Raw genomic sequence first — 7049 nt, 5'->3', positions numbered from 1 at the left:
CGGTATGACAGGCGACAGATGTGTTGGCTGATCCACCGAATTCGCGAGCAAGCCCGCTCCCACATGGGTTCTTCAATGTCCTGTGGATTGAGGTCATCACACAAGGCCTCTATCCCTGTAAACTGCGCCTCTTTGGCTGAAGCACGGAGAGCCCGGCATGTCCGCTTCGATCTTGTATATCCACGGATTCAACAGCGCGCCGACGTCCAACAAGGCCAGTCAGTTGATCGCTGTGATGGACAGTCTCGGCCTGGCCGACCAACTGCGTGTGCCGGCCCTGCATCACCACCCGCGTAAGGCGATTCCTCAATTGGAAGAAGCCATTGCACAGTTGGGCCGCCCACTGCTGGTCGGCAGCTCACTCGGCGGCTACTATGCAACCCATCTTGCCGAACGCCATGGCCTCAAGGCACTGCTGGTCAACCCGGCGGTCAGTCCCCATCGGATGTTCGACGGTTACCTGGGCACCCAGAAGAACTTCTATACCGATGAGACTTGGGAGTTGACCCACGATCACGTCACGGCCCTGGCCGAGCTGGAAGTCCCGGCGCCCCAGGACGCCGGGCGTTATCAGGTGTGGTTGCAGACCGGGGACGAAACCCTGGATTATCGCCTCGCCCAACAGTATTACCGGGCCTGTGCCTTGCGCATCCAGGCCGGTGGCGACCATGGTTACCAAGGGTTCGCCCAGCAATTGCCGGCGATGTTGAGCTTTGCCGGCATTGGCGCAGATCAGTATCAATCCTTCGACTTTGCAGCACTGTAAAGTCGCAGGTCACTTTTTAATCGAACGACTCACGACGAGACCCCATGGCCACTCCCAGCGCTAGCTCTTATAACGCCGACGCCATCGAAGTCCTCTCGGGCCTCGACCCGGTGCGCAAACGCCCCGGCATGTACACCGACACCAGTCGGCCGAACCACCTTGCCCAGGAAGTCATCGACAACAGCGTCGACGAAGCCTTGGCCGGGCACGCCAAGTCGGTGCATGTCATTCTTCACGCTGACCACTCCCTGGAAGTGTCCGACGATGGTCGCGGCATGCCGGTGGACATCCACCCGGAAGAGGGCGTGCCGGGCGTCGAGCTGATCCTCACCAAGCTCCATGCGGGTGGCAAGTTCTCCAACAAGAACTACCAGTTTTCCGGTGGCTTGCACGGCGTGGGTATTTCCGTGGTCAACGCCCTGTCCACGCTGGTGCGGGTCAAGGTCAAGCGCGACGGCAACGAGTACCAGATGACCTTCGCCGATGGCTACAAAGCCACTGACCTGGAAGTGATCGGCACCGTCGGCAAGCGCAACACCGGCACCAGCGTGTACTTCGCGCCGGACCCGAAATACTTCGATTCGCCGAAATTCTCCATCAGCCGCCTCAAGCACGTGCTCAAGGCCAAGGCCGTGTTGTGCCCGGGCCTGCTGGTCACCTTTGAAGACAAAGGCACCGGTGAAAAGGTCGAGTGGCACTACGAAGACGGCCTGCGTTCCTACCTGGAAGACTCCGTCAGCGACTTCGAGCGCCTGCCCAACGAACCGTTCTGCGGCAGCCTGGCCGGTAATAAAGAAGCGGTCGACTGGGCGCTGCTGTGGTTGCCCGAAGGCGGCGACAGCGTTCAGGAAAGCTACGTCAACCTGATCCCTACGGCTCAGGGCGGTACCCACGTCAACGGTTTGCGCCAGGGTTTGCTGGATGCCATGCGTGAATTCTGCGAATACCGCAGCCTGTTGCCACGCGGTGTGAAGCTGGCGCCGGAAGACGTGTGGGAGCGCATTGCGTTCGTGCTGTCGATGAAGATGCAGGAACCGCAATTCTCCGGCCAGACCAAGGAGCGTTTGTCGTCCCGCGAAGCGGCAGCATTTGTCTCCGGTGTGGTCAAGGACGCCTTCAGCCTGTGGCTCAACGAGCACCCGGAGCTGGGCCTGGCCCTGGCTGAACTGGCGATCAACAACGCTGGCCGTCGCTTGAAGGCCAGCAAGAAAGTCGAACGTAAGCGCATCACCCAAGGCCCGGCGTTGCCCGGCAAGCTGGCCGATTGTGCGGGGCAGGACCCGATGCGTTCCGAGCTGTTCCTGGTGGAAGGTGACTCCGCCGGTGGTTCCGCCAAGCAAGCGCGGGACAAGGAATTCCAGGCGATCCTGCCGTTGCGCGGTAAGATCCTCAACACTTGGGAGGTCGACGGCAGCGAAGTCCTGGCCAGCCAGGAGGTGCACAACATCGCCGTGGCCATTGGCGTGGACCCAGGCGCAGAGGACATGAGCCAGCTGCGCTACGGCAAGATCTGCATCCTCGCCGACGCTGACTCCGACGGCCTGCACATCGCCACTTTGCTGTGTGCGCTGTTCGTCCAGCACTTCCGCCCGTTGGTGGATGCCGGCCACGTTTACGTGGCCATGCCGCCGCTGTATCGGATCGACCTGGGCAAGGAGATTTACTACGCCCTGGACGAGGCCGAGCGCGATGGCATCCTCGACCGGCTGGTGGCCGAGAAAAAACGCGGCAAGCCACAAGTCACGCGATTCAAGGGGCTGGGTGAAATGAACCCGCCGCAACTGCGCGAAACCACCATGGACCCGAACACTCGGCGTCTGGTGCAGTTGACCTTGGATGACTTCGCGGCCACCAGCGAAATGATGGACATGTTGCTGGCCAAGAAGCGCGCCGGTGACCGTAAGTCCTGGCTGGAATCCAAAGGCAACCTGGCCGAGGTTCTGGGTTGATGCGTACAGGTTTCGCCCTGGCGATCCTGATGTTGAGCGGGCTGGCGACCACCCAGGTGGTTGCCGCGCCCGTGACGGAGTTGAAACTGGTCTCCGAACACCCTGTGGACGGCATGCGTGGCGGAAACCTGTCGGGCCTGGCCTTGTGTGGCAAGGACCTGTGGACGGTTTCGGACCGTGATGACGACCAGATCTATCGCCTGGACATCAGTGCGCCGATCTGGAAGGCCGAAACCGTGAGGATCGACGTGCCGCCGGTGCCCGAGTCCGGTTTGCCCTGGGGGTTGCGTTCGCGCACCAAGGCCGCGTCCTTCATTCGCGGTGGCGACCTGGATTTTGAAGGCATCACCTGCGATGCCGCGGGTAATCGTTACATCGTCAGCGAAGCCCACGCAGCCGTGCTGCAGGTGCCGGTTACTGGCGCGGCTGAATGGTTGAAAATCTCCCCAGGAATGGTGCGTGAAGCCCGGGCCAGTGGCATGTTGCTGCACTTCAATGCTTTGTTTGAGGGCCTGGCGGTGAATCCGCAGGGCAATCAGATCTGGCTGGCCGCTGAACGCGAGCGACGCGGCTTGATCTCCATCAAGCGCGGGCAGAGCGTGTGGGATTGCGACGGCCCGTGCGTGCTGCTGAGCGAGGCGGGCCAGGAAGTGCAGCCGGCGCAGTTCAAGAATGCCAAGGTCGTGTCCAAGGACTTTGCTGACCTGGCGCTGTACAACGGCAAGCTGTTTACGCTGGAGCGCAATGCGTTTCAGATCTGTCGGCGCGATACCGTCACGGCCAAGGTTGAGCTGTGCTGGTCGTTTGCCGACGAAGCCCTGACGCCCAATCGGCGTTATGCCCAGCCCTATGGTCTGGCTGAAGCCCTGGTGATGGATGCCGAGGGTGCCTGGGTGGGTATCGACAACAATTTCGGCCCGAGCGCCGATGGTGAAAAACGTCCGATGGTCTATCGTTTCGCCGCCCCGGCCGGTGGCTGGAGCGCCCAGCCATGACCCCCACCTTTTTTGAATTGACTCAGCGCGGCGGCAGTTCCGCTGCGCCTTACCTAACCATGATGAGGCCCGCATGAGTGACATCCTTGCAGACAGCTTAGATGGCGTAGAACGCCGGTCGCTGGCTGACTTCACCGAAAATGCCTACCTCAACTACTCCATGTACGTGATCATGGACCGTGCCTTGCCGCATATCGGCGATGGCCTGAAGCCCGTGCAACGGCGCATCATCTACGCCATGAGTGAGCTGGGCCTGGACGCCGATTCCAAGCACAAGAAGTCGGCGCGTACCGTCGGTGACGTGCTCGGCAAGTTCCACCCCCACGGTGATTCGGCCTGCTACGAAGCCATGGTGTTGATGGCGCAGCCGTTCAGTTACCGCTACACGTTGGTGGACGGCCAAGGTAACTGGGGTGCGCCGGATGATCCCAAGTCCTTCGCGGCCATGCGGTACACCGAAGCGCGCCTGTCGCGTTACTCGGAAGTACTGCTGAGCGAACTGGGGCAGGGCACGGCCGATTGGGGCCCGAACTTCGACGGTACTCTCGACGAACCCTTGGTGTTGCCGGCACGTTTGCCGAACATCCTGCTCAATGGCACCACCGGTATCGCGGTCGGTATGGCTACCGACGTGCCGCCTCACAACCTGCGTGAAGTCGCCACGGCGTGCGTGCGTTTGCTGGATGAGCCAAAAGCCACGGTCGAACAGCTCTGCGAGCATATCCAGGGCCCGGACTACCCGACCGAAGCGGAAATCATCACGCCTCGTGCCGACTTGCTGAAGATGTACGAAACCGGCAAAGGCTCGGTGCGCATGCGTGCCGTGTACCACGTCGAAGATGGCGACATCATCGTCACTGCGCTGCCGCACCAGGTGTCCGGTGCCAAGGTGCTGGAACAGATTGCAGCTCTGATGCAGGCCAAACCGTCGAAACTGCCGCAGGTTGCTGACCTGCGTGATGAGTCCGATCACGAAAACCCATGCCGCATCGTGATCATCCCGACCAACAGCCGGGTCGACCATGAAGTGCTGATGCAGCATCTGTTTGCCAGCACGGATCTTGAATCCAGCTATCGGGTCAACGTCAACATCATCGGCCTGGACGGCAAGCCGCAGCTGAAGAATCTGCGCAACCTGCTGGTGGAGTGGCTGGAATTCCGCGTGCAGACCGTGCGTCGCCGCCTGCAATTCCGCCTGGACAAGGTTGAGCGCCGCCTGCACCTGTTGGACGGTTTGCTGATTGCCTATCTCAATCTGGACGAAGTGATCCACATCATCCGCACCGCCGAACACCCGAAGGCGGAGCTGATTGCGCGCTTCGAACTGAGCGAGATCCAGGCGGACTACATTCTCGACACCCGCTTGCGCCAGTTGGCGCGGCTGGAAGAAATGAAGCTGCGCGACGAACAAGACGCGCTGCTCAAGGAACAAGCCAAGCTGCAAGCCCTGCTGGGTAGCGAAGCCAAGCTCAAGAAGTTGGTGCGTAGCGAACTGATCAAAGATGCGGAAACCTATGGTGATGACCGTCGGTCGCCGATTGTTGAGCGTGCTGAAGCGAAAGCCCTGACAGAAACCGAGCTGCTGCCAAACGAGAAAATTACCGTCGTTCTGTCGGAAAAGGGTTGGGTTCGCTCTGCCAAAGGGCATGATATCGATGCCACCGGCCTTTCCTATAAAGCAGGTGATGGTTTCAAGACCGCCGCGGCTGGGCGTTCCAACCAGTTTGCGGTGTTCATTGACTCCACCGGGCGCAGTTATTCGGTGCCGGCCCATACTTTGCCTTCGGCGCGAGGGCAGGGCGAGCCACTGACGGGGCGTCTCACGCCGCCGCCTGGGGCGAATTTCGAGTGTGTTCTGCTGCCGGACGACGATTCGCTGTACGTGATCGCTTCCGACGCCGGTTACGGTTTCGTGGTCAAGGGTGAAGACCTGCAGGCCAAGAACAAGGCGGGCAAGGCACTGTTGAGCCTGCCGAACAACGCCAAGGTGATCCTGCCGCGCCCGGTGGATGATCGTGAGAGCAACTGGCTGGCCTCGGTGACCACTGAAGGCCGTTTGTTGGTATTCAAGATCAGCGACCTGCCGCAGTTGGGTAAGGGTAAGGGCAACAAGATCATCGGGATTCCCGGTGAGCGCGTGGCCAGTCGCGAAGAGTACGTGACCGACATCGCCGTGATCCCGGAGGGCGCCACGCTGGTGCTTCAGGCCGGCAAGCGCACGCTGTCGCTGCGCCCTGACGATCTTGAACACTACAAGGGTGAGCGCGGTCGGCGGGGTAACAAACTGCCGAGAGGGTTCCAACGAGTGGATGCTTTGTTGGTGGAAGCGCCTGTTTAAGGCGTACTAACGCGCTCGATCTACGATTTAACCCGTAGATCGACGCTTTGGCGCTGGAGTCATGGCGCATATTCACGGATGATATGGCCTTTCCAGCGCCGGCGTGGCCGAGCGTGTTTAGGTTATTTTTAGTATTACATTGTGGTTTGCCTTGTGGCAGCCACCTGGATGGGATGATGACTGCTCCACGCCTTCCTCTATTTTTGATGCTCGCTGGCCTTTTGGGGTTGGCGGGTTGCAGCACACACCAACCGGTGTCGCTGTACCAGCTGGACAGCGGAAGTCCGGCTCAGCCAGCCCAAACGGCTGGCATGGCCGTATTGCTGGGTCCGGTAATCGTTGCCGATTACCTGCAACGCGAAACGCTGCTACAACGTCAGAGCGATGGCAGCCTGCAAGGTTCAACGGATGGGCGTTGGGCGGGCAGTCTGTCGGCCGATATCAACCAACTGATGTTGCGCCAGGTAGCGGGTCAACTGGACAGCCAGCGTGTGGTCCTGGCACCCGCACCCACCGGCTTTACCCCGGATGTTCAGGTCTTGCTGACGATTACCCGACTCGACTCCGGGATTTCGCAGCCGGCGATCCTCGATGCGCAATGGCGCTTGATCGACCGCCGCGGCCAGGTGCGCGATAACCGCATCGTGCACCTGCAAGAAGAACACACCGGCACTACCGCGTCCCAGGTCCAGGCCCAGGGCGTGTTGTTGCAGCATTTGGCACAGCAACTGTCAGTGGCGATCAAGCCGCTGGCCAATCAGCCAGCAGTCGCCGAGGCCCCGCGCAAGCAGAGTGCCCCGGCACAGGCCAAACCAGCAGCGCCGGAAAAGCCGAAGATGCCGATGGCTACGCCGATTCGTACGGATATGGAAGTGTTCCGCTTCTAAGCTGAATCGCAGGCAAACAAAACAAAATGTGGGAGGGGGCTTGCCCCCGATAGCGGTAGATCAGTCGATACATGCATTGACTGACACTCCGCCATCGGGGGCAAGCCCCCTCCC

5 protein-coding genes are annotated in these 7049 nt (G+C 60.7%); all 5 read left to right on the top strand.

Annotated features, from left to right (window positions below; all coding sequences use genetic code 11):
- Nucleotides 1-157: 157 nt before the first annotated feature.
- The 5 genes from ACRESD_RS25200 to ACRESD_RS25180 all read left to right on the top strand — a co-directional run bounded on the left by ACRESD_RS25200 (nucleotide 158) and on the right by ACRESD_RS25180 (nucleotide 6935).
- Nucleotides 158-766 carry a YqiA/YcfP family alpha/beta fold hydrolase gene (locus ACRESD_RS25200; RefSeq protein WP_431753387.1) on the top strand — a complete coding sequence of 203 codons (609 nt, stop codon included), beginning with the start codon at nucleotides 158-160 and terminating at the stop codon, nucleotides 764-766.
- 44 nt (nucleotides 767-810) lie between these two features.
- Nucleotides 811-2715 carry a DNA topoisomerase IV subunit B gene (parE, locus tag ACRESD_RS25195; protein ID WP_431753386.1) on the top strand — a complete coding sequence of 635 codons (1905 nt, stop codon included), beginning with the start codon at nucleotides 811-813 and terminating at the stop codon, nucleotides 2713-2715.
- A complete protein-coding gene (locus ACRESD_RS25190) occupies nucleotides 2715-3710 on the top strand; it encodes an esterase-like activity of phytase family protein (protein WP_431753385.1) in 996 nt (331 codons plus the stop codon). The genes parE and ACRESD_RS25190 overlap by 1 nt, the downstream gene beginning before the upstream one ends.
- Nucleotides 3711-3783: 73 nt before the next feature.
- A complete protein-coding gene (gene parC / locus ACRESD_RS25185) occupies nucleotides 3784-6048 on the top strand; it encodes a DNA topoisomerase IV subunit A (protein WP_431753384.1) in 2265 nt (754 codons plus the stop codon).
- Between the two features lie 176 nt (nucleotides 6049-6224).
- Nucleotides 6225-6935 (top strand): PqiC family protein, encoded by a 711-nt coding sequence (locus ACRESD_RS25180; protein ID WP_431753383.1) that lies wholly within the window; start codon nucleotides 6225-6227, stop codon nucleotides 6933-6935.
- Nucleotides 6936-7049: the final 114 nt, after the last annotated feature.

The sequence above is a fragment of the Pseudomonas sp. genome (assembly GCF_050739995.1).
Classification (GTDB): Bacteria; Pseudomonadota; Gammaproteobacteria; order Pseudomonadales; family Pseudomonadaceae; genus Aquipseudomonas.
This window is presented reverse-complemented; position numbering and strand designations above follow the sequence as displayed.

Bases quoted from the DNA above. Each gene is read 5' to 3' on its own strand.
- parE (WP_431753386.1), top strand. From the start codon at position 811: ATGGCCACTCCCAGCGCTAGCTCTTATAACGCCGACGCCATCGAAGTC.
- ACRESD_RS25190 (WP_431753385.1), top strand. From the start codon at position 2,715: ATGCGTACAGGTTTCGCCCTGGCGATCCTGATGTTGAGCGGGCTGGCG.
- parC (WP_431753384.1), top strand. From the start codon at position 3,784: ATGAGTGACATCCTTGCAGACAGCTTAGATGGCGTAGAACGCCGGTCG.
- ACRESD_RS25200 (WP_431753387.1), top strand. From the start codon at position 158: ATGTCCGCTTCGATCTTGTATATCCACGGATTCAACAGCGCGCCGACG.
- ACRESD_RS25180 (WP_431753383.1), top strand. From the start codon at position 6,225: ATGACTGCTCCACGCCTTCCTCTATTTTTGATGCTCGCTGGCCTTTTG.